Origin of the sequence: Paramicrobacterium fandaimingii (assembly GCF_011751745.2) — a bacterium.
GTDB classification, from domain to species: Bacteria; Actinomycetota; Actinomycetes; order Actinomycetales; family Microbacteriaceae; genus Paramicrobacterium; species Paramicrobacterium fandaimingii.
Genome location: NZ_CP061170.1, coordinates 1,656,051 through 1,682,533 on the forward strand (window position 1 = coordinate 1,656,051; position 26,483 = coordinate 1,682,533).

General features: G+C 62.5%; 23 protein-coding genes. 7 read left to right on the forward strand and 16 right to left on the reverse strand.

Annotation, left to right across the window (positions count from 1 at the left end):
• Positions 1 to 129 precede the first annotated feature (129 nt).
• The 6 genes from tkt to pgl are packed head-to-tail and all read left to right on the forward strand — an operon-like array spanning position 130 to position 8,278.
• The gene (gene tkt, locus HCR84_RS08065; protein WP_166983569.1) at positions 130 to 2,223 is read left to right on the forward strand and encodes a transketolase; all 2,094 of its coding nucleotides are present in this window, start codon (positions 130 to 132) and stop codon (positions 2,221 to 2,223) included.
• A 22-nt stretch (positions 2,224 to 2,245) separates the two neighbouring features.
• Positions 2,246 to 3,355 (forward strand): transaldolase, encoded by a 1,110-nt coding sequence (gene tal, locus HCR84_RS08070; protein ID WP_166983570.1) that lies wholly within the window; start codon positions 2,246 to 2,248, stop codon positions 3,353 to 3,355.
• Positions 3,352 to 4,962, forward strand: a complete 1,611-nt coding sequence (locus tag HCR84_RS08075; protein ID WP_166983571.1) for a glucose-6-phosphate isomerase — start codon at positions 3,352 to 3,354, stop codon at positions 4,960 to 4,962. The genes tal and HCR84_RS08075 overlap by 4 nt, the downstream gene beginning before the upstream one ends.
• A 45-nt stretch (positions 4,963 to 5,007) precedes the next feature.
• On the forward strand, positions 5,008 to 6,552 hold the full coding sequence (gene zwf / locus HCR84_RS08080; RefSeq protein ID WP_166983572.1) for a glucose-6-phosphate dehydrogenase: 1,545 nt from the start codon (positions 5,008 to 5,010) through the stop codon (positions 6,550 to 6,552).
• On the forward strand, positions 6,549 to 7,511 hold the full coding sequence (locus HCR84_RS08085; RefSeq protein ID WP_166983573.1) for a glucose-6-phosphate dehydrogenase assembly protein OpcA: 963 nt from the start codon (positions 6,549 to 6,551) through the stop codon (positions 7,509 to 7,511). Before zwf ends, HCR84_RS08085 begins: the two co-directional genes overlap by 4 nt.
• Positions 7,508 to 8,278, forward strand: coding sequence for a 6-phosphogluconolactonase (pgl, locus tag HCR84_RS08090; RefSeq protein ID WP_166983574.1), 771 nt, complete (start codon positions 7,508 to 7,510; stop codon positions 8,276 to 8,278). Before HCR84_RS08085 ends, pgl begins: the two co-directional genes overlap by 4 nt.
• Positions 8,279 to 8,359: 81 nt before the next feature.
• On the opposite strand, the gene HCR84_RS08095 is transcribed toward pgl, so the two are convergent.
• The 10 genes from HCR84_RS08095 to uvrA form a co-directional block, all read right to left on the reverse strand.
• Positions 8,360 to 8,716, reverse strand: coding sequence for an RNA polymerase-binding protein RbpA (locus HCR84_RS08095; RefSeq protein ID WP_166983575.1), 357 nt, complete (start codon positions 8,714 to 8,716; stop codon positions 8,360 to 8,362).
• Between the two features lie 14 nt (positions 8,717 to 8,730).
• Complete coding sequence (secG, locus tag HCR84_RS08100; RefSeq protein WP_166983576.1) at positions 8,731 to 8,982, reverse strand: preprotein translocase subunit SecG; 252 nt, start codon at positions 8,980 to 8,982, stop codon at positions 8,731 to 8,733.
• A gap of 86 nt (positions 8,983 to 9,068) precedes the next feature.
• The gene (gene tpiA / locus HCR84_RS08105) at positions 9,069 to 9,860 is read right to left on the reverse strand and encodes a triose-phosphate isomerase (protein ID WP_166983577.1); all 792 of its coding nucleotides are present in this window, start codon (positions 9,858 to 9,860) and stop codon (positions 9,069 to 9,071) included.
• Complete coding sequence (locus HCR84_RS08110) at positions 9,848 to 11,062, reverse strand: phosphoglycerate kinase (RefSeq protein ID WP_166983578.1); 1,215 nt, start codon at positions 11,060 to 11,062, stop codon at positions 9,848 to 9,850. Before HCR84_RS08110 ends, tpiA begins: the two co-directional genes overlap by 13 nt.
• Before the next feature lie 18 nt (positions 11,063 to 11,080).
• The gene (gap, locus tag HCR84_RS08115; protein WP_166983579.1) at positions 11,081 to 12,091 is read right to left on the reverse strand and encodes a type I glyceraldehyde-3-phosphate dehydrogenase; all 1,011 of its coding nucleotides are present in this window, start codon (positions 12,089 to 12,091) and stop codon (positions 11,081 to 11,083) included.
• A 105-nt stretch (positions 12,092 to 12,196) separates the two neighbouring features.
• On the reverse strand, positions 12,197 to 12,823 hold the full coding sequence (locus HCR84_RS08120; RefSeq protein ID WP_166983580.1) for a superoxide dismutase: 627 nt from the start codon (positions 12,821 to 12,823) through the stop codon (positions 12,197 to 12,199).
• A gap of 122 nt (positions 12,824 to 12,945) precedes the next feature.
• On the reverse strand, positions 12,946 to 13,920 hold the full coding sequence (whiA, locus tag HCR84_RS08125) for a DNA-binding protein WhiA (RefSeq protein WP_166983581.1): 975 nt from the start codon (positions 13,918 to 13,920) through the stop codon (positions 12,946 to 12,948).
• Between the two features lie 32 nt (positions 13,921 to 13,952).
• A complete protein-coding gene (rapZ, locus tag HCR84_RS08130) occupies positions 13,953 to 14,831 on the reverse strand; it encodes an RNase adapter RapZ (RefSeq protein ID WP_166983582.1) in 879 nt (292 codons plus the stop codon).
• 39 nt (positions 14,832 to 14,870) lie between these two features.
• Positions 14,871 to 16,736 carry an excinuclease ABC subunit UvrC gene (uvrC, locus tag HCR84_RS08135; RefSeq protein ID WP_166983583.1) on the reverse strand — a complete coding sequence of 622 codons (1,866 nt, stop codon included), beginning with the start codon at positions 16,734 to 16,736 and terminating at the stop codon, positions 14,871 to 14,873.
• A 2-nt stretch (positions 16,737 to 16,738) separates the two neighbouring features.
• Positions 16,739 to 19,630 (reverse strand): excinuclease ABC subunit UvrA, encoded by a 2,892-nt coding sequence (gene uvrA, locus HCR84_RS08140; RefSeq protein WP_166983584.1) that lies wholly within the window; start codon positions 19,628 to 19,630, stop codon positions 16,739 to 16,741.
• A gap of 80 nt (positions 19,631 to 19,710) precedes the next feature.
• Between uvrA and HCR84_RS08145 the strand changes: the two genes are divergently transcribed.
• A complete protein-coding gene (locus tag HCR84_RS08145) occupies positions 19,711 to 20,391 on the forward strand; it encodes a protein-L-isoaspartate(D-aspartate) O-methyltransferase (protein ID WP_235940845.1) in 681 nt (226 codons plus the stop codon).
• Here HCR84_RS08145 and HCR84_RS08150 read toward each other — a convergent pair.
• The 6 genes from HCR84_RS08150 to uvrB all read right to left on the reverse strand — a co-directional run bounded on the left by HCR84_RS08150 (position 20,336) and on the right by uvrB (position 26,470).
• Complete coding sequence (locus tag HCR84_RS08150) at positions 20,336 to 20,887, reverse strand: hypothetical protein (RefSeq protein WP_166983585.1); 552 nt, start codon at positions 20,885 to 20,887, stop codon at positions 20,336 to 20,338. The genes HCR84_RS08145 and HCR84_RS08150 overlap by 56 nt on opposite strands.
• Positions 20,884 to 22,191 carry a DUF58 domain-containing protein gene (locus tag HCR84_RS08155; protein ID WP_166983586.1) on the reverse strand — a complete coding sequence of 436 codons (1,308 nt, stop codon included), beginning with the start codon at positions 22,189 to 22,191 and terminating at the stop codon, positions 20,884 to 20,886. The genes HCR84_RS08150 and HCR84_RS08155 overlap by 4 nt, the downstream gene beginning before the upstream one ends.
• Positions 22,188 to 23,165: an AAA family ATPase gene (locus HCR84_RS08160; RefSeq protein WP_166983587.1), complete on the reverse strand. Its 978-nt coding sequence runs from the start codon at positions 23,163 to 23,165 to the stop codon at positions 22,188 to 22,190. Before HCR84_RS08160 ends, HCR84_RS08155 begins: the two co-directional genes overlap by 4 nt.
• Positions 23,162 to 23,635 carry a hypothetical protein gene (locus HCR84_RS08165; protein WP_166983588.1) on the reverse strand — a complete coding sequence of 158 codons (474 nt, stop codon included), beginning with the start codon at positions 23,633 to 23,635 and terminating at the stop codon, positions 23,162 to 23,164. Before HCR84_RS08165 ends, HCR84_RS08160 begins: the two co-directional genes overlap by 4 nt.
• Positions 23,632 to 24,333, reverse strand: coding sequence for a DUF4129 domain-containing protein (locus tag HCR84_RS08170; protein WP_166983589.1), 702 nt, complete (start codon positions 24,331 to 24,333; stop codon positions 23,632 to 23,634). The genes HCR84_RS08165 and HCR84_RS08170 overlap by 4 nt, the downstream gene beginning before the upstream one ends.
• Before the next feature lie 67 nt (positions 24,334 to 24,400).
• Positions 24,401 to 26,470, reverse strand: a complete 2,070-nt coding sequence (gene uvrB, locus HCR84_RS08175; RefSeq protein ID WP_166983590.1) for an excinuclease ABC subunit UvrB — start codon at positions 26,468 to 26,470, stop codon at positions 24,401 to 24,403.
• Positions 26,471 to 26,483: the final 13 nt, after the last annotated feature.

Consider the following 26,483-nt stretch of genomic DNA (forward strand, 5'->3'; position numbering starts at 1 on the left):
CTTCGCGGTATCCACCATGATCGATATCTCATCCGTGTGGAACCGCGACGTGCCAAAGTAGCCAAATGTGCGTGTAAACGCTTCGGCGGGCCGTCAGGCCCGGACGAAAAGACAGAAGGGTCAAACAACGTGGCAGCACTGCAATGGGATTCCATTGACGACAAGGCAGTTGACACCGCTCGCGTTCTCGCCGCGGATGCTGTTGAGAAGGTCGGAAACGGCCACCCCGGAACGGCAATGAGCCTCGCGCCAGCCGCCTACCTTCTCTTTCAGAAGGTTATGCGCCGGGATCCGCAAGACGACGCGTGGCTTGGCCGCGATCGTTTCGTCCTGTCTGCGGGGCACAGTTCGCTCACGCAGTACATTCAGCTCTACTTCGCGGGAGACGGCCTCGAGCTCGACGACCTGAAGGCGCTTCGCACCTGGGGATCGCTGACCCCGGGGCATCCGGAGTATGGGCACACGAAGGGCGTTGAGATCACGACGGGTCCGCTCGGTCAGGGACTATCGTCTGCCGTCGGCTTCGCCTATGCGTCTCGCTACGAGCGCGGTCTCTTCGACCCGGATGCTGAAGCGGGCACGAGCCCCTTCGACCACTTTGTGTATGTCATCGCGAGCGATGGCGACCTGCAGGAGGGCATCACGAGCGAGGCATCATCGCTCGCTGGCCACCAGCAGCTTGGCAACCTCATCGCGATCTACGACAGCAACCAGATCTCGATCGAAGACGACACAGACATCGCCTTCACCGAAGACGTCGCCGCGCGCTACGAGGCGTACGGCTGGCAGGTGCTGACGGTCGACTGGAAGAAGACCGGCGATTACGTCGAAGACATTCGCGAACTCAATGATTCGATCGCGGCGGCTCAGGCCGAATCCGACAAGCCGACGCTGATCGTGCTCAAGACAATCATCGGGTGGCCCGCACCGAACAAGCAGGACACGGGTGCCATCCACGGGGCGAAGCTTGGCGCGGACGAGCTTGCTGGTGTCAAGGAGGCGCTCGGGTTTGACCCGGAGAAGACCTTCGAGGTTTCAGACGAGGTCATCACCCGCACCCGGGGTGCCGCAGAAAGGGGTGCGCAGCAGCGCGCGGAATGGCAGAAGTCATTTGACGCGTGGAAAGCAGAGAATGCCGATCGCAACGCTCTGCTGGAGCGACTGCTCGCCCACGACCTCCCCGCCGGCATTGAAAACGCACTCCCCCGCTTCGAGGCGGGAACCGATGTGTCGACGCGTGCCGCATCGGGGAAGGTGCTCTCGGCTCTCGGAACCGAGCTTCCGGAGCTGTGGGGCGGCTCTGCCGACCTGGCTGGCTCGAACAATACGACGATCGACGGCGCGGCGTCATTCGTGCCGGCCGAGCACTCGACCGATTCGTGGGCGGGTAACCCCTACGGACGCGTTCTGCACTTCGGCATTCGCGAGCATGCGATGGCCGCGATCCTCAACGGGATCGTGCTGCACGGGCCGACTCGCGCATACGGCGGAACCTTCCTGATCTTCAGCGACTATCAGCGCCCATCCGTGCGGCTGGCAGCGCTTATGAACGTGCCGAGCGTGTTCGTGTGGACTCACGACTCCGTCGCGCTCGGAGAAGACGGCCCGACTCACCAGCCGATCGAGCAGCTGTCGACGTTGCGTGCCATCCCCAACCTCGCGGTTGTGCGCCCGTCGGACGCAAACGAGGTCGCATACGCTTGGCTCGAGATTCTGAAGCGCCACGATGGTCCCACAGGAATCGCGCTGACCCGTCAGAACCTGCCGGTCTTCGAGCGTGGCGACGGTGAGGCGAACGGCGACACTCTCGCTGCGGCGTCGAACGTCACCAAGGGCGCGTACGTTCTCGCCGAGGCGCCGAACGGAAAGCCAGACGTGATTCTGATTGCAACGGGCTCTGAGGTGCAGCTTGCCGTTGAGGCCCGGGAGCAGCTGCGCGGCGAGGGCGTCAACGCTCGTGTCGTCGCGGCCCCGTCGCTTGAATGGTTCGACGAGCAGACCGCCGAGTACCGCGAGTCGGTTCTGCCGGCATCCGTGACCGCTCGCGTCTCCGTCGAGGCAGGCCTTGACCTGACCTGGCGCGGCATCGTCGGGGATCGTGGCCGGTCTGTCTCGATCGAGCACTTTGGTGCATCGGCTGATTACAAGACGCTGTTCCGCGAATTCGGCATCACGACCGAGTCCGTTGTGAACGCCGCTAAGGAAACGCTCGGCGCTCACTGAGCCGGGCAGAGGAGAAATCATCATGACTGAGACACCTACTGCACAACTTTCGGCCGCCGGCGTCAGCATCTGGCTCGACGACCTCTCCCGTGAGCGCATCGAGACGGGCAACCTAACCGAGCTCATCGAGGGCCGCAATGTTGTCGGAATCACGACGAACCCGACGATCTTCGCCAACGCCATCAAAAACGGTGACCGTTACGCCGCACAGGTGGGTGAGCTCACTGCCGCAGGTGAGAATGTCGACGGGGTGGTCAGGGAGCTGACAACAAAGGACGTCGCCGACGCGGCAGACGTCTTTCGCCCGATCTTCGACGCGACGAACGGCGTCGACGGACGCGTATCGATCGAGGTCGAGCCAGGGCTCGCTCACGACGCGCAGGGCACGATAGACCAGGCAGCAGAGCTCTGGGAGAAGGTTCAGCGCCCGAACGTGCTGATCAAGATTCCCGCGACGCTTGAGGGCCTTGAGGCAATCACAGCGGCAACGGCACGAGGCATCAGCGTCAATGTGACGCTGATCTTCAGCCTGACGCGCCACCGCGAGGTGATCAACGCCTACCTGACCGGTCTCGAGCAGGCGAAGGAGGCGGGCATCGACCTGTCGACGATCCACTCGGTCGCCTCGTTCTTCGTCTCTCGCGTCGACACCGAGATCGACAAGCGTCTTGACGCTATCGGCTCTGATGAGGCACGTGCGCTCAAGGGCAAGTCCGGCGTTGCAAATGCGCAGCTGGCGTACGAGGTGTTTGAGCAGGAATTCAGCTCGGTGCGTGCCAAGGGGCTGCTCGAGGCCGGCGCGAACCCGCAGCGTCCGTTGTGGGCGTCGACGGGCGTGAAAGATCCCTCGCTCCCCGACACGCTGTACGTGACGGGGCTCGTCGCCAAGGGCGTCGTGAACACGATGCCGGAGAAGACACTCGAAGCGACATTCGACCACGGCGTGGTTGAGGGCGACACCGTGTCAGCACGCTACGACGAGGCGAACGGCGTTCTTGACGCGATCGCCGCTGTCGGGGTCTCATACGACGACGTCACGGCAGTGCTTGAGAAAGAGGGTGTCGAGAAGTTCATCGTGTCGTGGAACGAACTCCGTGAAGACGTCAAGGGTGCGATGGAGGAATCCCGATGAGCATCGAGATCCACGTGAGCGGAGCGGCTGAAGAAGCCGTCCGCTCCGTGGTGCCCACGCTTGTCAAGGATCTCGTCGCCTCGGGCATCACCGAGCAGAATCCGACGCTCTGGGGGCCGAAGGCCGAAGACGAGTCCGCGAAGCGGCTCGGCTGGACCGAGGCTGTCGCCGTGTCGCGCCCGCTCGTTCCCGAGATCACTGCACTGCGCGAGAAGCTCGCTGCCGATGGTGTGAACCATATTGTTCTGGCGGGAATGGGCGGCTCATCGCTCGCTCCCGAAGTGATTACCCGCACCTTCGGCGTCGACCTCACCGTGCTTGACTCGACAGCACCGGGGCAGGTGCGCGCTGCGCTTGATGCCGGGCTGCAGAACACGGCTGTCGTTGTCTCGTCGAAGTCCGGATCGACAGTTGAGACCGACAGCCAGCGGCGAGTCTTCGAGAAGGCCTTCAGCGATGCCGGAATCGATCCGCGAGAGCGAATCATCATCGTCACCGACCCCGGCTCGCCGTTCGATGTGTCGGCACGCGAGGGTGGCTTCGTCGTCTTCAACGCTGACCCGAATGTCGGAGGACGATATTCGGCCCTCACCGCCTTCGGACTCGTTCCGTCTGGTCTCGCCGGCGTCGACATCGACGCGCTGCTTGACGAGGCAGACCGGGTTCTGGCCGAGCTGTCGATCGATGACGAGCGCAATCCAGGGCTCATTCTCGGCGCAGCGATCTCAGCGACCTCCCCGCGCAAGGACAAGCTGGGAATCGTGTCGGACGGCACCCACATTGCGGGGTTCGCCGACTGGGCTGAGCAGCTGATCGCCGAGTCCACGGGGAAGGAAGGCACGGGAATTCTTCCCGTCGTGCTCGACACGCTCGCGCCAGAGTTGGAGAGCAGTCCGGCCGACCTTCAGATCGTCCGGCTCGTCGAGAACGCCGAAGCGCTCCACCTGTTTCCCCGTGACCGTCACGAGGGCGAGATTCTCGTGAGCGGCTCCCTCGGCGCACAGCTGATTGTGTGGGAGTATGCCGTTGCTGTCGCTGGCCGCATTCTCGGCATCAATCCCTTTGACCAGCCTGACGTCGAGTCTGCGAAGGTCGCGGCTCGCGGACTTCTCGACGATCGTCCCGAGCCAGCAGACCCTGCATTCGCCGAAGCCGGCATCGAGGTTCGCGGAGACGACGAGCTGGTCTCCGGTGTCGCGACGGTCCGCGATGCCGTTGACCGCCTGATCGCGGCTTTGCCGGAGGACGGCTATGTATCGATTCAAGCGTACGTTGACCGGCTTGAGCTGCCTCAGCTAGACGGCTTGCGAAGCATGGTTGCGGCACGTGCCGGTCGCCCGGTCACGTTCGGCTGGGGGCCACGATTTCTCCACTCGACGGGTCAATACCACAAGGGCGGTCCGAAGCAGGGCGTGTACCTGCAGATCACGCAGGCAGCACCCGTCGACCTTGAGATTCCGGATCGTCCGTTCACTTTCGGGCAGCTGATTGAAGCACAGGCCGCAGGCGATGCCGGTGTTCTGCGCGATCATGGCCGCCCCGTGCTCTCGCTCAACCTGACGAACCCGCAAGATGATTCCCTCGCACTGTTCGAGGCAATCAACTAACACACGACGCAGCACCCACATCGAAGGATGCTGTCTAGGAGTCGAATGTCCCCGGTGAATATCACCTCAGAGCACAATCCGCTTCGGTTGAGCATCGACCGCCGCCTGAATCGCATCGCGGGCCCCAGCGGTCTGATCATCTTCGGTGTGACAGGCGACCTGTCGCGCAAGAAGCTCATGCCCGCGGTTTACGACTTGGCAAACCGGGGTCTTCTCCCCCCGGGGTTCGCCCTGGTCGGATTCGCCAGGCGGGATTGGGAGGACCAAGCTTTCGCCCAGGTCGTTCACGACGCGGTGCGGGACTATGCGCGCACGCCATTCCGTGAAGAGGTGTGGGAGCAGCTGGCTCAAGGGATTCGCTTCGTCTCAGGCGAGTTTGGTGACGACGCGGCGTTTGAACGGCTCGGAGAGACGATCGCCGAGCTCGATCGCACACGGGGAACTATGGGAAACCATGCGTTCTACCTGTCGATTCCGCCGAAGGCGTTCCCCCAGGTGACCTCGCAGCTGAAGCAGTCGGGTCTCGCAGAGGAGACGGACGGCCAGTGGCGTCGCGTTGTCATCGAGAAGCCTTTTGGGAGCAATCTTGAGACGGCGAGGGAGCTCAACGAGGTCGTGGAGTCGGTTTTTCCCGCAGACTCGGTCTTTCGCATCGATCATTACCTGGGCAAGGAGACGGTGCAGAACATCATGGCGCTCCGTTTCGCCAATCAGCTGTTCGAGCCCATCTGGAACGCCAACTTCGTCGACCATGTGCAGATCACCATGGCCGAAGACATTGGAGTCGGTGGGCGAGCCGGCTATTACGACGGCATTGGTGCGGCCCGTGACGTGATCCAGAATCACCTTCTGCAGCTCCTCGCACTCACCGCAATGGAGGAGCCAGGCTCGTTCGACGCCGCCGATCTGCGTGCCGAAAAGGAGAAGGTGCTCGCGGCTGTTCGGCTGCCAACCGACCTCAGCACGGGGACAGCGCGCGGTCAGTACTCTGGCGGGTGGCAAGGCGGCGAGAAGGTGCTCGGCTTCCTCGAGGAAGACGGCATGAATCCGGACTCAGCCACAGAGACGTACGCGGCTATGAAGCTTCACATCAACACGCGTCGCTGGGCCGGGGTGCCGTTCTATCTGCGCTCGGGAAAGCGACTTGGCCGTCGAGTGACTGAGATCGCCGTCGTGTTCAAACGCGCACCGCAGTATCTCTTCGCGGAGTCGCAGACTGCCGAACTCGGCGAGAACGCACTGGTTATTCGGGTGCAGCCTGACGAGGGCGTCACAATCCGCTTCGGTTCGAAGGTGCCGGGAGCGGGCATGCAGGTACGCGACGTCACAATGGACTTCGGATACGGGCACGCCTTCACCGAGGCCAGCCCCGAGGCGTATGAGAGACTGATTCTCGACGTGCTTCTCGGGGACCCTCCGCTCTTCCCTCGGCACGAAGAAGTTGAGCTCTCGTGGAAGATTCTCGATCCGATTGAGGAGTTCTGGGAGAAGCAGGGCGGGCCGATCGACCAGTACGAACCCGGAACATGGGGTCCGACATCCGCCGACGAGCTCCTCGCTCGCGACGGCCGCACGTGGAGGCGTCCATGATCATTGACATTCCTGACACCACGACGAGCGCTGTCTCGAAGCGGCTCGTCATGCTTCGCGAAGAAGGTGGCGTTGTGGCACTCGGCCGAGTGCTCACGCTCATCATCATCGCAACGCGCGGTGACGAAGAAGAGGCGATTGAAGCCGCGAACGATGCCTCGCGAGAGCATCCGATGCGCGTGATCGTGATCTCTGTCGCCGACTCGCCCACCGAGGGCGAATCGCGCATTGACGCCCAGATTCGAGTGGGTGGAGATGCCGGTGCGAGCGAGGTCATCATTCTGCGCGCATTCGGCGGGGCAACCGACAACAAGGTAAGCCTCGTTACCGGCCTGCTTCTGCCCGATGCGCCTGTCGTTGCCTGGTGGCCAGGCGAGACCCCGGAAAGCGTGTCGGCCTCCCCCATCGGCCAGATCGCTCAAAGGCGCATTACGGATGCGTCGGCCCACTCCGACCCCCACGAGGCGCTCAGGCAGCTTGCGCGCTCGTATCGGCCGGGCGACACGGACTTCGCATGGACTCGTCTGACGCTGTGGCGCGCCCAGCTTGCCGCGGTTCTCGACCAGCCGCCATACGAGTCGATTACCTCTGTGCGGGTGACGGGCGCCGCGGATTCGCCCTCGACGACCCTTCTCGCGGCCTGGCTGCAATTGCAGCTTCAGGTTCCCGTGACCTGCGAGCTCACGCACGACATCGGTGGTGTCGGAGGAATTCACGGCGTTGAGATGACGCGGGCCTCAGGGACGTTCTCACTCGAGCGGCCCGTATCGAACATCGCGACGCTGACGATACCGGGACAGCCCGTGCAAGATATCGCCCTCCCCCGTCGCAACCTGCGGGACAGCCTTGCCGAGGAATTACGCCGACTTGACCCCGATGTCTTGTACGGTGACGTGATAGTGAGAGGACTCGCTGCGCTGGAAGGCATGGAGTCCGAACCGGCGGAAGGTGCCAAGTGACGAACGAACGGCGCGTGCTGATTCACAACGACAAGTCGGCATTGGCGGCATCGATTGCCGCTCGGTTTCTGACAAAGGTCGTCGATCTTCTCGACGAGCAGGAACGCGTGAGCATCGTTCTCGAGGGCGGCCGCGTCGCCCTCGACGTCCTCACACAGATCAATGCGAACCCAGCGCGAGACACCGTTGATTGGGCCCGCGTACACTTCTGGTGGGGTGATGAGCGATACGTATCGTCTGATGACGCTGAGCGGAATGATACAAAGGCGCGTACGGCGCTGCTCGATCACATCGATGTGCCCGAGGCAAACATCCACCCGATGCCATCAACGGACTCGGGGTTAGATCTTGATGCGGCAGCCAGGGCCTACGCGACCGAGCTGGCCGAATACGCGGAGGGGAGCCTGGCACTCCCCCGGTTCGACATTACGTTCCTCGGCGTCGGGCCCGATGGGCATACCGCGTCGCTCTTTCCCGACCACACGCAAGTACTCGAGAAGTCAGCTCTTGTCTTGCCCGTGACGGAGTCGCCGAAGCCGCCATCGGACCGGTTGACGCTGACTCGTCCGGCTCTGAACTCATCGCAACGGATCTGGGTAGAGATATCTGGAGCGGAAAAGGCGTCATCACTCGGGCTTGCACTGGCTGGCGCATCGTATTCCGAAGTGCCGATTGCGGGGATCAAAGGGCGTCGCCGCACCGTGTTCTTCGTTGACAAAGAGGCAGCGGCCGAGGTTCCTGAGAACCTGATCGCGCAGTCGTACTGAGAATTCGCGGTGCACACGACTGAGGGCCACGCACGTGCGTGGCCCTCAGTCGTGTGCACCGGCCCTGCCGCGTGGCCGCGATCAGGCGGTGCCGCGACGCTCACGCAGCTGCGTGAGAGCATCCTGTAGCAGTTGCTCGGCCTCTTCGTCTGTGCGCCGTTCCTTCACATAGGCAAGGTGAGTCTTGTACGGCTCATTTCTCAGTGCCGCGGGAGGGTTGTCTTTGTCGCGTCCCGCCGGCAGGCCTGAAGCCGGTGAACTGATGGTGTCAGGGATCTCTTCGTCGGGGACATCAGCGGCGAAATATCGCACAGTCTCGTTGCCGAGAGCATCCCAGTACGAGATGGCATTTCGGTCAGCGTGATGCCCATGGTCTTGTTCACCCATCGGACCCGCGCCAACGCGAGCCCCACGAATTGTGTTTCCTCCGAGTGCCATATCTCTGTGCCCTCCTAGACGCCTGACTGGAACTTGGTGATGAGTCCGAGAACGATAACGCAGGCAAACCAGATGCTTCCCAGCAGAACCGTGATGAGGTTCAGGTTCCGCTCGGCGACGCCAGACGCACCGAGGTTTGAGCCCATCCCTCCACCGAACATGTCAGAGAGGCCGCCACCGCGCCCCTTGTGCAACAGAATGAGGAACGTCAAGAGCAAGCTCGTTATTCCGAGCAGTACTTGGAGGATGATCTGGAGAATCTCCACAGGGGACCTTTCACTTCGTCAGGTGCCGGGCACGGCAAGACCACGACGATTATACGCGAGAGCGTGCCGTGCCCGTACTTCGACGGTCAGACGCCGACGTGCTTCTGAAAACGAGCGATGTTCGAGAACTCGGTTGCGTCGAGGCTTGCGCCTCCGACAAGCGCTCCATCGACGTTCGGTTCACGCATGAATCCGGCAATGTTGCCGGATTTCACTGACCCGCCGTACAGGATGCGGGTGCGTGCCGCGGCATCCTCTCCGAGTGACTCGGTAAGCACTGCGCGCAGAGCTGCCGCGACCTGCTCCGCCTGATCGGGCGTGGCGGCCTGACCGGAGCCGATTGCCCAGACGGGCTCGTAGGCGACGACAACATCAGCATCAGCTGACACGCCCTCAAGCGCGGTGCGCAGCTGCGAGACGGGAACAGCCGAAGAACCGTGCTTCTCGAGGTCTTCTGCCGTCTCACCAACGCAGATCACGGGTGTTACCCCGTGTTTCAGCGCTGCCGCTGTCTTCGCCTTGACGACCTCATCGGTTTCGTTGTGCAGAGTTCTGCGCTCCGAGTGGCCGATGATGACGTAGCGGCAGTCAAGCTGGCTGAGGAACGATCCCGAGATCTCTCCCGTGAACGCACCCGAGTCCTGCGCAGATACGTCTTGTGCGCCATAGGCAAGCGGAAGCTTGTCGGCCGAGACCAGCGTCTGAACGCTGCGAAGATCGGTGAACGGCGGGAAGACCGCCACCTCGACAGCATCGAAATCGTGCTTGGCGTCCTGAAGGCTCCAGGCGAGCTTCTGCACGAACGCGATCGCCTGAAGGTGATCGAGATTCATCTTCCAGTTGCCCGCAATGAACGGGGTACGAGTTACTGCTGCCATCCGAGAACCTCCAGTCCGGGAAGCTTCTTGCCTTCGAGGAATTCGAGGCTCGCCCCGCCGCCCGTTGAAATGTGGCCAAATTGATCATCAGCGAAGCCGAGAGCACGAACTGCCGCTGCCGAGTCTCCCCCACCGACGACGCTGAGCCCGTCGACGCGCGTCAGCGCTTCGGCGACGACCTTGGTTCCGGCCGCGAAGGGAGCGAGCTCGAAGACACCCATGGGACCGTTCCAGAACACCGTTTTCGACTCGGAGATGCGCTGGGCAAATGCCTGCGCCGTCTTCGGCCCGATATCGAGTCCGAGTCCTGAGGACCCGAACGGGGTGTCTTCGATGGAATCGATGGGACGAATCTCGTGATCGGCGTCAGCGCTGAAAGCTGAAGCGACGACGACGTCCTCAGGGAGAACGATCTCGACACCTCGTTCCTCGGCGTCGCTGAGATACTTCTTGACGGTGTCGATCTGGTCGCTCTCAAGCAAACTCGACCCCACCTTGTGTCCGTGCGCGGCGAGGAAGGTGAAGAGCATTCCGCCACCGATGAGTAACGAGTCGACACGGGGCAGAAGGTGCTCGATCACGCCGAGCTTGTCTGAGACCTTTGAGCCGCCCAACACAACCGAGTAGGGACGTTTCGGGTTCTCTGTGAGCTGGTCAAGAACCGTGAGCTCCGTCTCGATGAGAGTGCCCGCCGCGCTCGGCAGCAGTTGGGGAAGCTCGTAGACGCTTGCTTGCTTGCGGTGCACGACACCGAAGCCGTCAGACACGAAGGCGTCGCCGAGTTCGGCGATCTTCTTGGCGAACTCGCGACGCTCGCCGTCGTCCTTGCTGGTCTCCCCCGTGTTGAAGCGGAGGTTCTCGAGAAGCGCGATCTGTCCGTCCTGCAGGTTCGCGACGGCATCAGCCGCCGCGTGCCCGGTGGTGTCGGCGGCGAAGGTGAGAGACGTTCCCAGCAGCTCGCTGAGCCGCTGAGCGACCGGTGCGAGGCTGTACTGGGCATCGGGGGCGCCCTCCGGACGGCCGAGGTGCGAGATGACCACGACACGGGCACCCTGGTTGATCAGTGCATTGAGGGTCGGCAGAGACGCGCGAACGCGCCCGTCGTCGGTGATGACCCCGTCCGAGAGAGGGACGTTGAGATCACACCGGACGACGACGCGTTTGCCGCTCAGCGAACCCAGTGACTCTAAAGTGCGTAGCACGCTGAATTTCCTCGGCGCCTAGAGGCGCTCGGCCACGTACTCGGTGAGGTCGACAAGGCGGTTGGAGTAGCCCCACTCATTGTCATACCAGCTCGATACCTTGACCAGGTTGCCGCTGACGTTTGTCAGCTCTGAGTCGAAGATCGACGAGTGCGGGTCCTGCTGGATGTCGCTGGAGACGATCGGGTCAGCTGTGTACTTCAGGAATCCCTCGAGGCGACCGGACTCGGCGGCCTCGCGGTACGCGGCATTTACCTGGTCGACGGTGACGTCATCGCGTTCGATGACAGCGGTGAGATCGACGATGGAACCGGTGGGAACCGGAACACGATACGACGAGCCGCTGAGCTTTCCGTTCAGCTCGGGAAGCACGAGACCGATGGCCTTGGCTGCGCCCGTCGAAGCGGGAACGATGTTGATCGCGGCAGCGCGCGAACGACGCAGGTCCGAGTGCGGGCCGTCCTGGAGGTTCTGGTCGGCTGTGTATGCGTGAGCGGTCATCATGAAGCCACGCTCGATGCCGAAAGCGTCGTTGAGCACCTTGGCAAGCGGCGCGAGGCAGTTGGTGGTGCAGCTGGCGTTTGAAATGATGTTCATCGTCGCCGAGTCGTAGGTGTCTTCATTCACGCCCATGACGAACGTGCCGTCGACATCGGAGCCGGGAGCAGAGATGAGCACCTTCTTGGCGCCCCCCGCAATGTGCTTGCCCGCGTCTGCTGCCTTTGTGAAACGGCCCGTCGACTCGATGACGATGTCAACGCCGAGGTCTCCCCACGGAAGGTTCGCGGGGTCGCGCTCTTCGAACACCTTGATGCTCTTGTCGCCGACGGTGATGACGTCTCCGTCGTGGCTGACAGGCTGACCGAGGCGGCCACCCACCGAATCGTACGCGAGCAGGTGGGCAAGCGTCTTGTTATCGGTCAAGTCGTTGACCGCGACGATGTCGAGGTCAGCGCCCTGCGCGAGTGCCGCGCGAAGGAAGTTGCGTCCGATGCGGCCGAAGCCGTTGATTCCGATCTTTACTGACAAGAATTTCTCCTGTAACTGGGCGCTGGGAAGCGCGATTTCAATTAATCTCGCAAGCGAGGTGGAGAGGGTTGTCCCAGACAGGAGCCTGGGACAACCCTGTCTGTCTTACGACAGTACCAGCAGGCCTGAGGTCTTCTCACGTGCGGTCGTGAAACGCTGTTGCACGTTCGCCCAGTCGACGATGTTCCAGAACGCCTTCACGTAGTCTCCCTTGACGTTCTGGTAGTCAAGGTAAAACGCGTGCTCCCACATATCGAGGAGCAGAATGGGAACAGTTCCAGCGGGGAAGTTCGACTGCTGGTCGTAGAACTGCTGAATGAGCAGCTTCTGGCCAATCGAATCCCACATCAGCGCGCCCCACCCTGAGCCCTGGATGCCCAGTGCGGCGGCGTTGAAGTGTGCCTGGAACTTATCGAACGAGCCGAAGTTATCGTTGACGGCCGCTTCGAGTTCACCGGTCGGGCGGTCCCCGCCGTTTGGTGAAAGGTTCGTCCAGAAGATCGAGTGATTGACGTGTCCGCCGAGGTTGAACGCGAGGTCCTTCTCAAGCTTGCTGACGTTTGCGAAATCACCGGAATCGCGGGCTTCCGCGAGCTTTTCAAGTGCGGTGTTGGCTCCCGTCACGTACGTCTGGTGATGCTTTGAGTGGTGTAGCTCCATAATCGTGCCCGAAATGCTCGGCTCGAGTGCGCCGTAGTCATATCGAAGCTCAGGAAGCGTGTATTCAGCCATATAGATCTCTCCGTTTCATCTCACGCGCGAGAAGCCGCGCATGGCACTGAGTGACGCCAACAGTCTAGTCCCGACAGCTGACTTGGCCACACGCGGATGCTGAACATGACGGCGAGGGACTCTTAGTCGAGATGCGCCGGAAGATTCGCCTGGGTGTCGGGAATGCCGAGATCGCTTGCCTTCTTGTCTGCCATGGCGAGCAGCCGACGAATCCGGCCGGCAACGGCGTCCTTCGTCATGGGCGGTGTCGCGAAATGCCCAAGCTCGTCGAGACTTGCGTCGCGGTGGTCGAGGCGCAGCTTGCCGGCGTAGGCCAGGTGGTCGGGAACGTCGGCGTTGAGAATCTCCAGGGCGCGCTCAACGCGCGCGCACGCGGCAACGGCAGCCTGCGCCGATCGCCGAAGATTTGCGTCGTCGAAGTTGACGAGGCGATTCGCCGTCGCGCGAACTTCTCGCCGTTGGCGCATCTCTTCCCACTCGGTGACGGTGCTGTGAGCCCCCATCGCCGTGAGCATCGCGCCGATTGCCTCGCCGTCGCGAATGACGACTCGATGGATGCCGCGAACCTCTCGTGCCTTGGCCGAGATGCCCAGGCGTCCCGCAGCCCCGACGAGCGCCATTGCCGACTCGTTCCCTGGGCAGGACACCTCGAGCGCCGCAGATCGACCGGGGTCTGACAGCGTGCCCCTAGCGAGAAATGCGCCGCGCCAGATGGCGGCGAGCTCGTCGCGAGACCCCGTCGTTAGCCGGTTCGGAAGGCCACGAACGGGGCGACGCCGGGAGTCGAGCAGGCCGGTCTGACGCGCAAGGGTTTCTCCCCCGGCGACAACGCGTACGAGGAAATACGGCGCGCGTCGCGCCCCGGACGGCGAGATCGCCGTCGCCTCGCTGCGCACTCCGTAGAGTTCTGCCAGGTCTTTGCGTACGCGTCGCGCGATCTGCGGGGAATCAACCTCGGACTCGATGGCGATGCGACCAGAGATGATGTGGAGGCCGCCGCTGAACCGCAGGAGGGAGGCGAGTTCGGCCGCTCGAACCGTGTTGCGCGTTTCGGCTACTGCGGTCAATTCGTCCTTGACATCGGCTGTAAGAGCCAATCGTTGTCCTATCTGCTCGGGTGCCCGGTCGCCTATTCGCGGCCGAGGTCTCGGTGTTTCACGTTCACGACGACGTCGGGCTGATCTTGAAGCATAGTTGTGAGACGCTCAGCCATTGCGACTGAACGATGCTTTCCGCCTGTGCATCCCACGGCCACAACCGCATGTCGCTTGTTCTCGCGTTGATACCCAGCGAGAACCGGGGTCAGCGCGGAGGCATATGCGGTGAGGAACTCCTCGGCGCCCGGTTGTGTGAAGACGTACGAATCAACCTCGGAATCGAGGCCGGTGTGCATCCGCAGTTCCGGAACCCAGAAGGGATTCGGCAGAAATCTCGCGTCAGCAATCATATCCGCGTCAGTCGGGATCCCATATTTGAACCCAAAGCTCATCACCGTGACCTGCACGCCAGGCGTTGCATCGCTCTTGAACAGATCTCGCACTGATGATCCGAGCTGGTGAACGTTCAGGTCTGTTGTATCGATGATGAGGTCGCTGAGCTCGCGAATGGCGGCGACGCGCGCGCGTTCGAGACGGATGCCGTCAAGGATCGTTCCGTCTCCCTGAAGCGGATGCGGTCGACGCACAGCCTCGAAGCGCCTGACGAGAGCATCGTCGGCGGCGTCAAGGAACAGCACTCGCAGATGGGTTCCCTCTCTCAGACCCTGAAGCATCGATCGGAGGTCGCTGAAGAAGTCGCGACCGCGCACGTCAACGACAACGGCGAGCTTTTCCGTTCCTTCGGCGCGCTCCGCAAGATCAACGAGCGGCTTGAGCATCTGCGGCGGAAGATTGTCGACGACATACCAATCGAGATCTTCCAGAGCGTTGGCAACGCTTGAGCGTCCGGCCCCCGACATTCCGGTGACGATGAGGACTTCCTGCTCGGATGCTGGTTCGTCGCTTGCCATAGTGTGTCTTTCGCTCGGGCGTCTCGGGTAGCTACAAGACTACCGAGTGTGGAGCTTCGCGTGGATTGCCTGCGCAAGAGCGGGCCCAACGCCCGTCGCTTCCGTGATCTCTTCGGGCGATGCATACTTGAGGCGGGCAACCGATCCGAAGTGAGTGAGCAGTTTCTTCACCCGCGCTGGACCAACACCGGGCACCTCGGAGAGCACCGTCGAGATGTCGCGCTTCCGGCGTTTTCGTTGGTACGTGATCGCAAAGCGGTGTGCTTCGTCGCGGAGCCTCTGCACAAGGTAGAGAGCCTCGCTGTTGCGGGGCAGAATCACGGGGAAATCATCGTCAGGGAGCCAGAGCTCCTCGAGCCGCTTCGCTATTCCCGCAATCTGAATGCCCGTTCGGCCTGACTCTTCGAGCGCTCTCTTTGCCGCAGCGACCTGCGGTTGGCCACCGTCGACGAGAAGCAGCTGCGGCGGGTACGAGAACCGCTTGGGCGCGGTGTCCGTCGGTTCCTCCGCATCGCTCGGCTCATCAAGGTGAGCGAGGCGACGCATGAGCACTTGATACATGGAGTCGGTGTCATCCGTCGACTCGGCGATCGAAAACGTGCGGTACTGGTTCTTGCGTGCCAAACCATCTTCGAACACCACCATTGAGGCGACGATGTTCGTGCCCGAAAGATGAGAGATGTCGAAGCATTCGATGCGAAGCGGGGCCTCAGACATTCCGAGGGCATCTTGAAGGTCGGCGAGTGCCTGGCTGCGTGAGGCGAAATCGGAGCTGCGTCGAGTCTTGTGCCGAATCAGAGCCTGCTTGGCGTTGAGCACGGCTGTCTCCATGAGTGCCGCTTTCTCGCCTCTCTGGGCGGTCTTGAGCCGCACGGTTCCTCGCCCGCGCACCGTGGTAAGCCACTCAGAGATCTCTGCCGCGTCGTCGGGCAGAACAGGAACGACGATCTCGCGCGGAACATCTACCTTCGGTGCGCTGTAGGCCGTGCGGATGACTCCCTCGATCAGGTCGCCCGCTTCGACATCAAGCTCTTTGTCGACAGTCCACGACCGCACGCCGCGAATGCGGCCACCGCGCACGACGAACTGTTGAACAGCCGCCGACAGCTCATCGTGCTCGATACCGAACATGTCGGCATCAACGGACTCCTTCATGACCACGGTGCTCTTGTCGAGGACCGCCTCAAGAGACAGAAGCTGATCGCGATAACGCGCCGCAGACTCGTAGTCCTGCCGCTCGGCGGCATCTTTCATCGAGCGTTGCAGTTCCCGTGTGAAGCGCTTGTCGTTTCCGCTCATGAAGCTGACGAAGTCGTCGACGATACGACGGTGCTCCTCGATGCTCACCGTCATCGAGCAGGGGCCGCCGCATTTGCCGATCTGCCCAGGGAAGCACGGCTTCCCCGATTGCATCGCCCGCTTATAATTCGAGTCCGAGCAGGTGCGAATGGGAAACGCCTTGATCATCAGATCGATCGTGTCGTGTACAGCCCAGATCTTCGGATACGGCCCAAAATAGCGCGCACCCTTGATGCGGGGATTGCGAGTGACCATCACACGCGGAGCCTCGTCTCCCAGCGTGACCGCAAGGTACGGGTAGGTCTTGTCGTCACGGAACTTGACGTTGAAGGGAGGCTCGAACTCCTTAATCCAGGTGTACTCGAGCTGAAGAGCCTCGACATCGCTTCCGACAACCGTCCATTCGACGCTCGTTGCCGTCGTCACCATGCGCCGAGTGCGCTCGTGAAGCGTGCGCAGCGGCGCGAAATAGTTGCTCAGCCGCGAGCGGAGGTTCTTCGCCTTGCCGACGTACAGCACCCGCCGGTTGGCGTCTCTGAAGCGGTATACGCCCGGCTGGGTGGGAATTTCACCCGCCTTCGGACGATAGGAGAGCTGTTCTGCCACGGTCATCCCGCCCGGCGTGCGTCACCGAGCTCGGCTTTGAAGATCTCCTTCAGGAACATCCCGGTGTGGCTCTTCGTTGACCGTGCCACCTTCTCGGGCGTTCCCGTCGTGATGACCTGGCCTCCGCCGGCGCCACCTTCAGGGCCGAGGTCGATGATCCAGTCTGCGGATTTGATGACGTCGAGATTGTGCTCGATGACGATGACGGTGTTCCCCTTGTCAACAAGGCTGCCGAGCACGAGCAGCAGCTTTCGCACATCCTCGAAGTGCAGGCCCGTTGTGGGCTCGTCGAGAACATAGACGCTGCGGCCGTTCGATCGACGCTGAAGCTCTGTCGCAAGCTTGACGCGCTGCGCCTCGCCCCCTGACAGGGTCGTCGCGCTCTGGCCGAGCTTCACATACCCGAGGCCAACGTCGACAAGGGTCTTGAGATACCGATGGATCGCGGTGATCGGCTCAAAGAACTCAGCGGCTTCGACAATGGGCATCTCGAGCACCTCAGAGATGTTCTTCCCCTTGTAGTGCACCTGGAGGGTGTCGCGATTGTAGCGCGCTCCCCCGCAGACTTCGCAGGCAACGTACACATCGGGAAGGAAATTCATCTCGATCTTGATCGTGCCGTCACCCGAACAGGCCTCACAGCGACCTCCCTTGACGTTGAAGCTGAATCTGCCGGGCAGATACCCGCGAACCTTTGCTTCAGGAGTCTCAGAGAAGAGCGTGCGGATGCGGTCGAAGACGCCCGTGTACGTCGCCGGGTTCGAGCGCGGCGTTCGCCCGATCGGTGCCTGGTCGACGTGCACAACCTTGTCGAGATTGTCGAGGCCCGTTACACGTTTGTGCTTCCCCGGCACCTTCCGTGCGCCGTTGAGCTTGTTGGCCATCACGCGGTAGAGAATGTCGTTGACGAGCGTCGATTTACCCGACCCGCTGACGCCGGTGACGGCGGTGAAGAGGCCGATGGGAAAGTCGACGGCCACCGAGCGCAGGTTGTTCGCTGACGCCCCGAGGACGGAGATCATGCGATCGGGGTCGGCCGTGCGCCGCGTGGCCGGCGTCTCGATCTGACGACGGCCTGAGAGGTAGTCGGCTGTCAGTGAACGCTCATTCGTGAGCAGGTCGGCTACGGTGCCCGAATGAACGACGTGTCCCCCACCTTCGCCTGCTCCCGGCCCGATGTCGACGACCCAGTCTGCTGTGCGGATCGTGTCTTCGTCATGCTCGACGACGATGAGGGTATTGCCCAAGTCCCGCAGTGCGAGCAGCGTCTCGATGAGGCGTCGGTTGTCGCGCTGGTGCAATCCGATACTCGGTTCATCGAGAACATAGAGCACCCCGGTGAGTCCCGAGCCGATTTGCGTTGCGAGTCGGATTCTCTGAGCTTCACCTCCAGAGAGCGAGCCCGCCGACCTCGACAGCGTGAGGTAGTTGAGACCGACCTGAATGAGAAAGTCGAGTCGAGCCTTGATCTCACGTTGAACCTGAGCTGCAATGCGCGCATCACGATCGCTGAGCGTGAGCTCTTCCATGAACGTGCGAGCATCCGTCAGGCTGAGATTTGCGACATCGGCGATGCTCGTTTCGTTGACGAGTACGGCCAGCACCTCGGGCTTCAGCCGGTTTCCGTCGCAGACGGGACAGGGGATCTCCCGGAGGTACTCGGCCCACCGCGCCCTCTGAACATCGGTTTCTGCTTGCATGTACTGGCGCTCGATGTACGGGATGACACCTTCGAACCCCGATGTATACGACACTTCGCGTCCGAAGCGGTTGCGCCACTTGACGCGGACCTTGAAGTTCTTTCCGCGCAGAACAGCTTCACGTACGGTCTCGGGAAGGGACTCCCATGGGGTGTCGAGCGAGAAGTCGAGGTCGTTTGCGAGCCCGACGAGGAGCTTTTCGTAGTATTGGTAAAGGCCCTTGCCCTGCGTCGTCCATGGAACGACGACTCCTTGGTTGATGCTCAGCTGATCGTCTGCGAGCAGAAGGTCGGCGTCAACGGACATTCGCGTGCCCAGTCCCGAGCACTCAGGGCATGCGCCGAACGGAGCATTGAACGAGAACGTGCGCGGCTCCACCTCCGACAGCTGAATCGGGTGATTGTTCGGGCACGACAGCTTCTCTGAGAACGTGCGCACCGCGTCGTCGCCCTCGGCGTCGACGAAGCTCACTTGCACAACACCATCGGTGAGACGAAGCGCCGTCTCGAGCGAGTCGGTCAGTCGCGTGAGCATCTCGGGCCCGGCGACGAGCCGGTCGACAACGACAGAGATATCGTGCTTGTACGACTTCTTGAGCGTCGGAGGTGAGCTCAGCTGAATTGTCTCGCCGTCGACGAGCGCACGAGCGTAGCCAGAGGCACTCAATTCGGCGAAGAGGTCGACGAATTCGCCCTTCTTCTGGGAGACGACCGGGCTCATCACCATGTAGCGTGTGCCGTCCTCGAGCGTCATCAGCTGATCGGCGATCTGCTGAACCGTTTGGCGCTGAATCGGCTCACCGCATTCGGGGCAGTGGGGAACGCCGATGCGTGCCCACAGCAGCCTCATGTAGTCGTAAACCTCGGTGATCGTGCCCACCGTCGACCGAGGGTTGCGGTTCGTCGACTTCTGATCGATGGATACAGCCGGGCTCAGCCCCTCGATGAAATCGACGTCGGGGCGGTCAACCTGGCCGAGAAACTGGCGAGCGTATGCCGAGAGAGACTCGACATAGCGGCGCTGCCCCTCGGCAAAGATCGTATCGAACGCGAGAGAAGACTTGCCCGAACCCGAGAGGCCGGTGAAGACGACGAGAGAGTCACGCGGGATCTCGACATCGACGTTGTCGAGATTATGTACGCGAGCCCCGCTGACCGACAGGGTGGAGTTCGTGGAAGCTGGTGAAATCGTCACTCCCCTAGCCTAATCGTGACGACCGACAGAGTTCTCAGCAAGGCTTCACATCCGCCGCCATCCGGGCGCACAATGACGGTGTGGAGAGAAGACTTGAGCGGGAGAGGCGTCAGATGCTTGACGACCACCTTGCGGCTCGCGGAATCACGGATGCCAGCGTGCTCGCCGCGATGGGCACGGTGCCTCGCGAGCTTTTCGTTCCCGGCCACCTCTGGGAAGCCGCCTATGACGATCACCCTCTCCCCCTCGGCAATGCGCAGACAATCTCGCAGCCGTACATCGTGGCGCTCACCCTGCAGGCGGCGAACATCCAACCTGACGATGTGGTTCTCGACATCGGAACCGGGTCGGGGTACGCCGCCGCTGTGGCGTCGCGGATCGCGGCGAGAGTCGTCTCCGTTGAACGGGTATCGGATTTGTCCCGCCAGGCGGAAACTGTCCTGCGGAAACTGGGCTACGAGAATATCGAGCTGCTGATCGGCGACGGAACTCGAGGAGCGCCAGAGCATGAGCCGTTCGACGTGATCATCTCGGCAGCGGCGGCCGCGAACATACCCGAGTCGTGGAGCGAGCAATTGGCTCCAGGCGGCCGCATCGTCGCCCCCGTCGGCACCCGAAGCGGGCAGCGGCTTCGCAGCGTGCGCAGAGATGCGCGCGGTGACTGGATCGAGACAGATTTCGGCGGAGTTCGATTCGTCCCTCTCGTCACCGGTGGCTCGTCGGCCAGTTCCTCTCGCGCCGGCGAGCGAGAGGAACGATGAGGATGGCCGCCAGCACGACCAGCGCTGCGGCGCCGAGCGGAGCGAGCCACGGTATGGCGAGCGAGAACCGCTCTGTCGAAAACACGACGAGCAGAAGCACGAGCAGAGCCTGGCACGGCACCTGCACGATGGCGAACCGACGCAGAACCCTGAGGAACACGCGAGCGTCGATCATGCCGCGCACCGGAACAACAAGGGCAAGAGACGCAAGAACGTGGATCAGATGCAGGCCGGCGAGGAGCGCATATGGCCTCCAGTCGGTCGCTGACGGGTCGCGCGACAGCTGAGACAGCGAGAGCAGAATGATGAGCGCCCACGCTGTGTACAGGCGTGGAAACGCCCCCGCAGCAGCGCCGAGGGCGATGGCCACGACCAGCCAGAAAACACTGGGGATGATCGCGAGCGACAGAACCGTCGTGACGGTGACGAGACTCACGTGCACAAGCATTGCGGGCAGTCCCCGCGGTACATGAACGGATGCTGGCGCCGCATTCATCGAGCTCGCCCCCGCTCTCGTGCCAGCACTGAGAACTGTGCGTCGCGACGGGGGACCCCGGGGGCGTCGGCCCAGCGCACGACGCTCACGCCGGTCGACTCCATATCGACGAGGCGATCGTCGCGCTCCATCATGAGAATCGTGTGGGCCGTTGTCTGCTCCGGCGTGAGGCCGTGCCTGGTTCCCGCCGGGAGCGTGTCGATCGCGATTACGCGGTGCCCGACGGCGCGCCACATCGCGGCAAGCGAGGCAGCTTCAGCATCCACGAATGTGGAGAGCACGTAGATGATCGCGCCCGCCGCGACAAGTGGCGCTCGTCGCCGAGTCACACCGACACCGTTCGGTCGGGTCTCGGCGATCGTCGCAATCAGCCTCTCTCGGTGACGGTCGCCCGAGCCTCGGCGCACCTGCCGGGTGCCGAGGGCAAGGTTCTGAAGCGCCACCTGGTCCCCCGCCTCTGTGTAGGCAACAGCAATGGCGACCGCAGCTTCGCGCGCGGCATCCATCGATGTGATTCCGCTCTTGTGCGGGCGCCCGCGCGCCCACTCCGCCACACTCTCGCCAAGCTCATCTCCCGTGTCCATGACGATGACCGTTGTCGCATCGCTTGCTGCGAAGGTGCGCCGAACGTAGAGATCACCGGCGCGTCTGGAGAGCCTGGCCGTCGCCTTCCAATCGATGCGGCGCAGACGATCACCCGGCGCGAACGGATGAATGTCTCGGAAGCCCCCGCCATCACCAGGACGCGTTGACTCGTGAGAACCCGTGAGCCCGTGCAGCCGATGTGGCAGAAGCAGGCGCGGAAGCGGCACGATCTCGGGCCTGACGGTGTGGGAGACCTCATGAACGGCCGTTGGCTGCGAAACGAAGGAGCCATCGGCGCTCGCGACGGTGAACCGCGCGGCGAGCACATCGCACGGGCCGGAGTGAAGAACCGGAGACGAGGCGACGAGCTGCGCCGTTTCCCGGCAGTCGAGAACGGCAGAAACCGTTCGCGAGCCACCGACGATCATGCGGGCATGAGATATCTCGACATCGGCGCTTGCCCTCAGCTGAAGGGTTGCAGTGAGGCGCGATGCGCCATCCCGCACGAGCTGCGTGTCAATCTCGCTGCCGATCTCTGTCTCGTCGGCAGGCCGTCGCCGCCACATCCACGCTGCCCAGCTGAGAAGCGGAAGAGCGCAGCACGCAATGTCGGGACGCGACGACACGAAGCCGACGCCGAGAACGACGACGCCCGCGATGACAGCCCCGGCGAACGAACCGCTCGGGTGCCAGGTGATGGTGTGGCGCGCGGAGGTCATTCAGCGGATGCCGTGACGGCCGGCGGTCCGGCGACGGCGCCGAGCAGCCGAGAGACGATATGAGCCGGCTGCACGCCATTCGCCCAGGCTTGAGGCGTGAGCGTCAGGCGATGCGCCAGTACCGGAACCGCCGCTCGCTTGACGTCGTCCGGGGTCACGAACGCACGGCCCGCCATGACCGCAATCGAGCGGGCCACCAGCATCAGGCCCTGCGAGCCTCGAGGCGACGCTCCAACCTGCACAGCCTGGTCTGTGCGAGTGGCGCCCGCAAGATCCACACAGTAGCGGGCAATATCGGCGTCGACATGCACCGACTCGACACCCTCTTGCATTGCACGAAGAGTCTCAGCATCGATGACCGCGTCGATCTGCACGAGGTCATGCTGCCTGTGTGCGCGAGACAGCAGGATCCTCTGTTCGCTTTCGGCTGCGAGATAGCCGACGGACAAGCGCACCATGAAGCGATCAAGCTGGGCCTCCGGCAGAGCGTAGGTGCCCTCGAACTCGATCGGGTTGGAGGTGGCGATGACGTGAAAGGGGCGAGGCAGCTCGAAATGTTGCCCCTCGACAGTGACGTGGCCCTCTGCCATCGCCTCGAGAAACGACGACTGTGTTTTCGGAGTCGTGCGATTGATCTCGTCTGCCAGTACGAGGCCGGCGAAAATCGGCCCGGCTCGAAAATCGAAATCGCCCGTCGCCGGAGCATAGACGAACGAACCGGTGATATCTGACGGCAGCAGATCGGGAGTGCACTGGATGCGCCGGAACTCCAACCCGAGCGCCGCTGCGAGGCTGCGCGCGGCGAGAGTCTTGCCGAGACCGGGGACGTCCTCGAACAGCACGTGCCCGCCCGCGAGGATCGTTGCGAGTGCCAGGTCAAGGGGATCGTGCATATCGACGACGACGCTGCGAATTCGCTCGAGAATGTCTTGACTGAGTTCTGCGACGCGGTCCACAGACATGTGTTCGGTCATTGAGGCTCCTTCTTCAGCGGTTCAGACAGGCGAGAGAGTGCAACGTCAACGTCGGTGCGGTCGCACCGTTTGAGCGACGTCGGAGCCACGACGGCGAATGCGCGTTCGCCGATCGCGGCGACGATCGCCGGCTCGTCGGCCGGCTCGTCGAGGTGAAGGCCGATTCGCTCGAGTCGGTGTGAGGCGAGGGTGCGCACGCGGTTTCTCGCGGTGTCGCCAACCTGGCCCTGCGTCGAGCGAAGTGCCCAGGCCAGACGCGAGATGTCTTGACGTGCACCCACACCTCGGTAGGGGGTTGGCGGCTCCAACGGGGCAGAGTCGTTGTCGGCACGACAGGCCCAGAGGAGGGCAACGACGGGAACGAGAAGCGCGAACGCGAACGCGAATGGCGAGGCCACCCCGAAAAGCCAGAGCCCTGCGCCGAGGGTGATGCTGAGCAGGCAGACGGCGACAACGCGACCGATCGTCATGACCACACCTCCCGAATCGAAAGGAGAGCGGATCGCGCGTTGTCGATATCGGATGCTGTCGGGCGCTGATCTCCGAACCGCACGCCTTGATACAGCGAAACAAGCACTGCCACCTCATTGACGATGCTCTGCTCTCGGGCGAGAACACGAACGGTGAATTCCGTCGGCGTCTCAGACGCACGCAGCCGAAGCCCGGAGTCCTCGGCTGACTGCTGGAGACCGAGCCATGCTTCGACAATGGCATCGTGCGTGACCCCGCGCTCGTCAAGTGCCGTCAAGGCGCGATCGATGCCGCGGGCAACGGCTGGAGCCGAGATCGTCTGTTCCCTGTCACCGGCGTCTTCCTGAGCGGACGGGAGCGTCGAGACGGCTGCCGTGTCGAGTTCGGCACGTCGCCGACGGCGAACGGCGCGCACGATCAGAAACACCGTGATGACGAGAGCCGCAGCCGCGAGCGAGCCGAGTGCAAAGAGGATTATTGTGGGGTTCAGCAGCCCCGTCGACTCCGGAGCATCGTTTTCTGGAACCGTGTTCCCCGGGGCCGCTGGCTCTGTTGCCGGCGGCAGTGAGCTGCCAAGCTGAGGAACGATGAGGTCGAGGCGTGGCGCCCCGACGACGAGGGGGCCTTGCAGAGCAGCGATCATAATGACCAGCACAGCGCAGATGATGACGCCGGGGAAGAGATGCCGTCTGCTCATGCAGAATCTTCAGTCGACACGCCCGCGGTGCTGCTCATCTCTCCACACTATCGCGTGGATGTCAGGCTCAGATGTGTCCTGCCCTTTCCATGTTCCGCAGCTCCTTCTTGAGATCGGCGACTTCATCGCGCAGGCGACCAGCAAGCTCGAACTTCAGCTCGCGCGCCGCCGCAAGCATCTGCGCATTCAAATCGGCGATGATCGCCTCGAGATCGTTCGCGCCCTCGGAGGCGAGCCCTTCGTGGTGACGCAGCTGCGGCGTCGGCGATGATGTTCGCTCAACCCCGCGTTGAGCCAGCATCTTCTCGGTGTCGGCGCCCTCTCGTGTGAGAATGTCTGTGATGTCGGCGATGCGTTTGCGCAGGGGCGTCGGATCGATGCCGTTCTCCGTGTTGTACGCCACTTGCTTCTCGCGTCGACGGTTCGTCTCATCGATGGCGAATCGCATCGAGTCGGTCATGTTGTCTGCGTACATGTGAACCTCGCCCGAGACGTTACGTGCCGCACGGCCAATGGTCTGAATGAGCGACGTCGAGGATCGGAGGAAACCCTCCTTGTCGGCATCCAGGATGGCGACGAGCGAGACTTCGGGGAGGTCGAGGCCCTCACGAAGCAAGTTGATGCCCACGAGAACGTCGTAGGTTCCGGCTCTCAGCTCTGTCAGGAGCTCCACACGGCGCAGAGTGTCGACGTCAGAGTGCAAGTAGCGCACACGCACGCCTGCGTCCGTGAGGAAGTCGGTGAGCTCTTCGGCCATCTTCTTCGTCAGCGTTGTGACGAGCACCCGCTCATTGCGTTCTGAGCGTGCCCTGATCTCCTCGAGGAGATCATCGATCTGTCCGTCCGATGGCTTGACGACGATCTCCGGGTCGATGAGACCCGTCGGGCGAATGATCTGCTCAACGACGCCATCGGCAATTCCGAGTTCGTACCGGCCGGGAGTCGCGGAGAGATAGACGGTCTGGCCGACCCGCGCCGAGAACTCGTTCCACGTGAGTGGCCTGTTGTCTAGAGCGCTGGGAAGCCGGAAGCCGTGCTCGACGAGGGTTCGCTTGCGTGAGGCGTCTCCCTCGTACATCGCACCGATCTGCGGAACGGTGACGTGCGATTCGTCGATCACGACGAGAAAGTCGTCGGGGAAGTAATCGAGAAGGCAGTTTGGTGCCTCGCCTGGTTGGCGGCCGTCGATGTGGCGCGAGTAGTTCTCGATTCCAGAGCAAAATCCGATCTGCTCCATCATCTCGAGGTCGAACGTCGTGCGCATGCGCAGCCGCTGCGCCTCGAGGAGCTTTCCCTGCTTCTCGAGTTCGGCGAGGCGCACGTCAAGCTCGTCTCGAATCGTGCCGATGGCGCGATGTATCGTCTCGGGGCTCGCGGCGTAATGCGTTGCCGGAAACAGCGACACGGCGTCGAGAGTCTTGACGATGTCGCCCGTGAGCGGATGCAACGCGTACAGTGACTCGATCTCGTCGCCGAACATCTCGATGCGTATGGCAAGTTCTTCGTACACCGGAATAATCTCGATCGTGTCGCCGCGAACGCGAAAGTTGCCGCGCGAGAAGTCCACGTCGTTGCGGTTGTACTGCATGCCGATGAAGCGTCGAACAAGTTCGTCGCGCGAGATGCGCTGGCCGACCTGCAGCGCCACCATGGCTTCGAGGTACTCTTCAGCTGCACCGAGACCATAGATGCACGAGACCGTCGAGACGACGACGACATCGCGCCTGCTGAGCAGTGAGTTGGTTGTCGAGTGGCGCAGTCGCTCGACTTCGGCGTTGACGGACGAATCCTTCTCGATAAACGTATCTGTCTGAGGCACATACGCTTCAGGCTGGTAATAGTCGTAGTAGGAAACGAAGTATTCGACAGCATTCTCCGGCATGAGCTCACGGAACTCGTTGGCGAGCTGCGCGGCAAGAGTCTTATTGTGAGCGAGGATCAGCGTCGGGCGCTGAACTTGTTCGACCAGCCACGCCGTGGTCGCTGATTTGCCGGTACCCGTCGCGCCGAGCAGCACAACGTCGGTCTCCCCCGCATTGATGCGACTTGCGAGCTCGGCGATCGCCTTCGGCTGGTCGCCGCTCGGCTCATATTCGCTGACCACCTTGAACGGATGAACGGAGCGTGTCGGTTCCATGTTTCGAGTCTAG

Coding starts and splice junctions, on each gene's coding strand:
- tal (WP_166983570.1), top strand. CDS start 2,246: ATGACTGAGACACCTACTGCACAACTTTCGGCCGCCGGCGTCAGCATC.
- HCR84_RS08075 (WP_166983571.1), top strand. CDS start 3,352: ATGAGCATCGAGATCCACGTGAGCGGAGCGGCTGAAGAAGCCGTCCGC.
- zwf (WP_166983572.1), top strand. CDS start 5,008: ATGTCCCCGGTGAATATCACCTCAGAGCACAATCCGCTTCGGTTGAGC.
- HCR84_RS08085 (WP_166983573.1), top strand. CDS start 6,549: ATGATCATTGACATTCCTGACACCACGACGAGCGCTGTCTCGAAGCGG.
- HCR84_RS08095 (WP_166983575.1), bottom strand. CDS start 8,716: ATGGCACTCGGAGGAAACACAATTCGTGGGGCTCGCGTTGGCGCGGGT.
- tpiA (WP_166983577.1), bottom strand. CDS start 9,860: ATGGCAGCAGTAACTCGTACCCCGTTCATTGCGGGCAACTGGAAGATG.
- HCR84_RS08120 (WP_166983580.1), bottom strand. CDS start 12,823: ATGGCTGAATACACGCTTCCTGAGCTTCGATATGACTACGGCGCACTC.
- rapZ (WP_166983582.1), bottom strand. CDS start 14,831: ATGGCAAGCGACGAACCAGCATCCGAGCAGGAAGTCCTCATCGTCACC.
- HCR84_RS08150 (WP_166983585.1), bottom strand. CDS start 20,887: ATGAATGCGGCGCCAGCATCCGTTCATGTACCGCGGGGACTGCCCGCA.
- HCR84_RS08155 (WP_166983586.1), bottom strand. CDS start 22,191: ATGACCTCCGCGCGCCACACCATCACCTGGCACCCGAGCGGTTCGTTC.
- HCR84_RS08160 (WP_166983587.1), bottom strand. CDS start 23,165: ATGACCGAACACATGTCTGTGGACCGCGTCGCAGAACTCAGTCAAGAC.
- HCR84_RS08165 (WP_166983588.1), bottom strand. CDS start 23,635: ATGACGATCGGTCGCGTTGTCGCCGTCTGCCTGCTCAGCATCACCCTC.
- HCR84_RS08170 (WP_166983589.1), bottom strand. CDS start 24,333: ATGAGCAGACGGCATCTCTTCCCCGGCGTCATCATCTGCGCTGTGCTG.
- uvrB (WP_166983590.1), bottom strand. CDS start 26,470: ATGGAACCGACACGCTCCGTTCATCCGTTCAAGGTGGTCAGCGAATAT.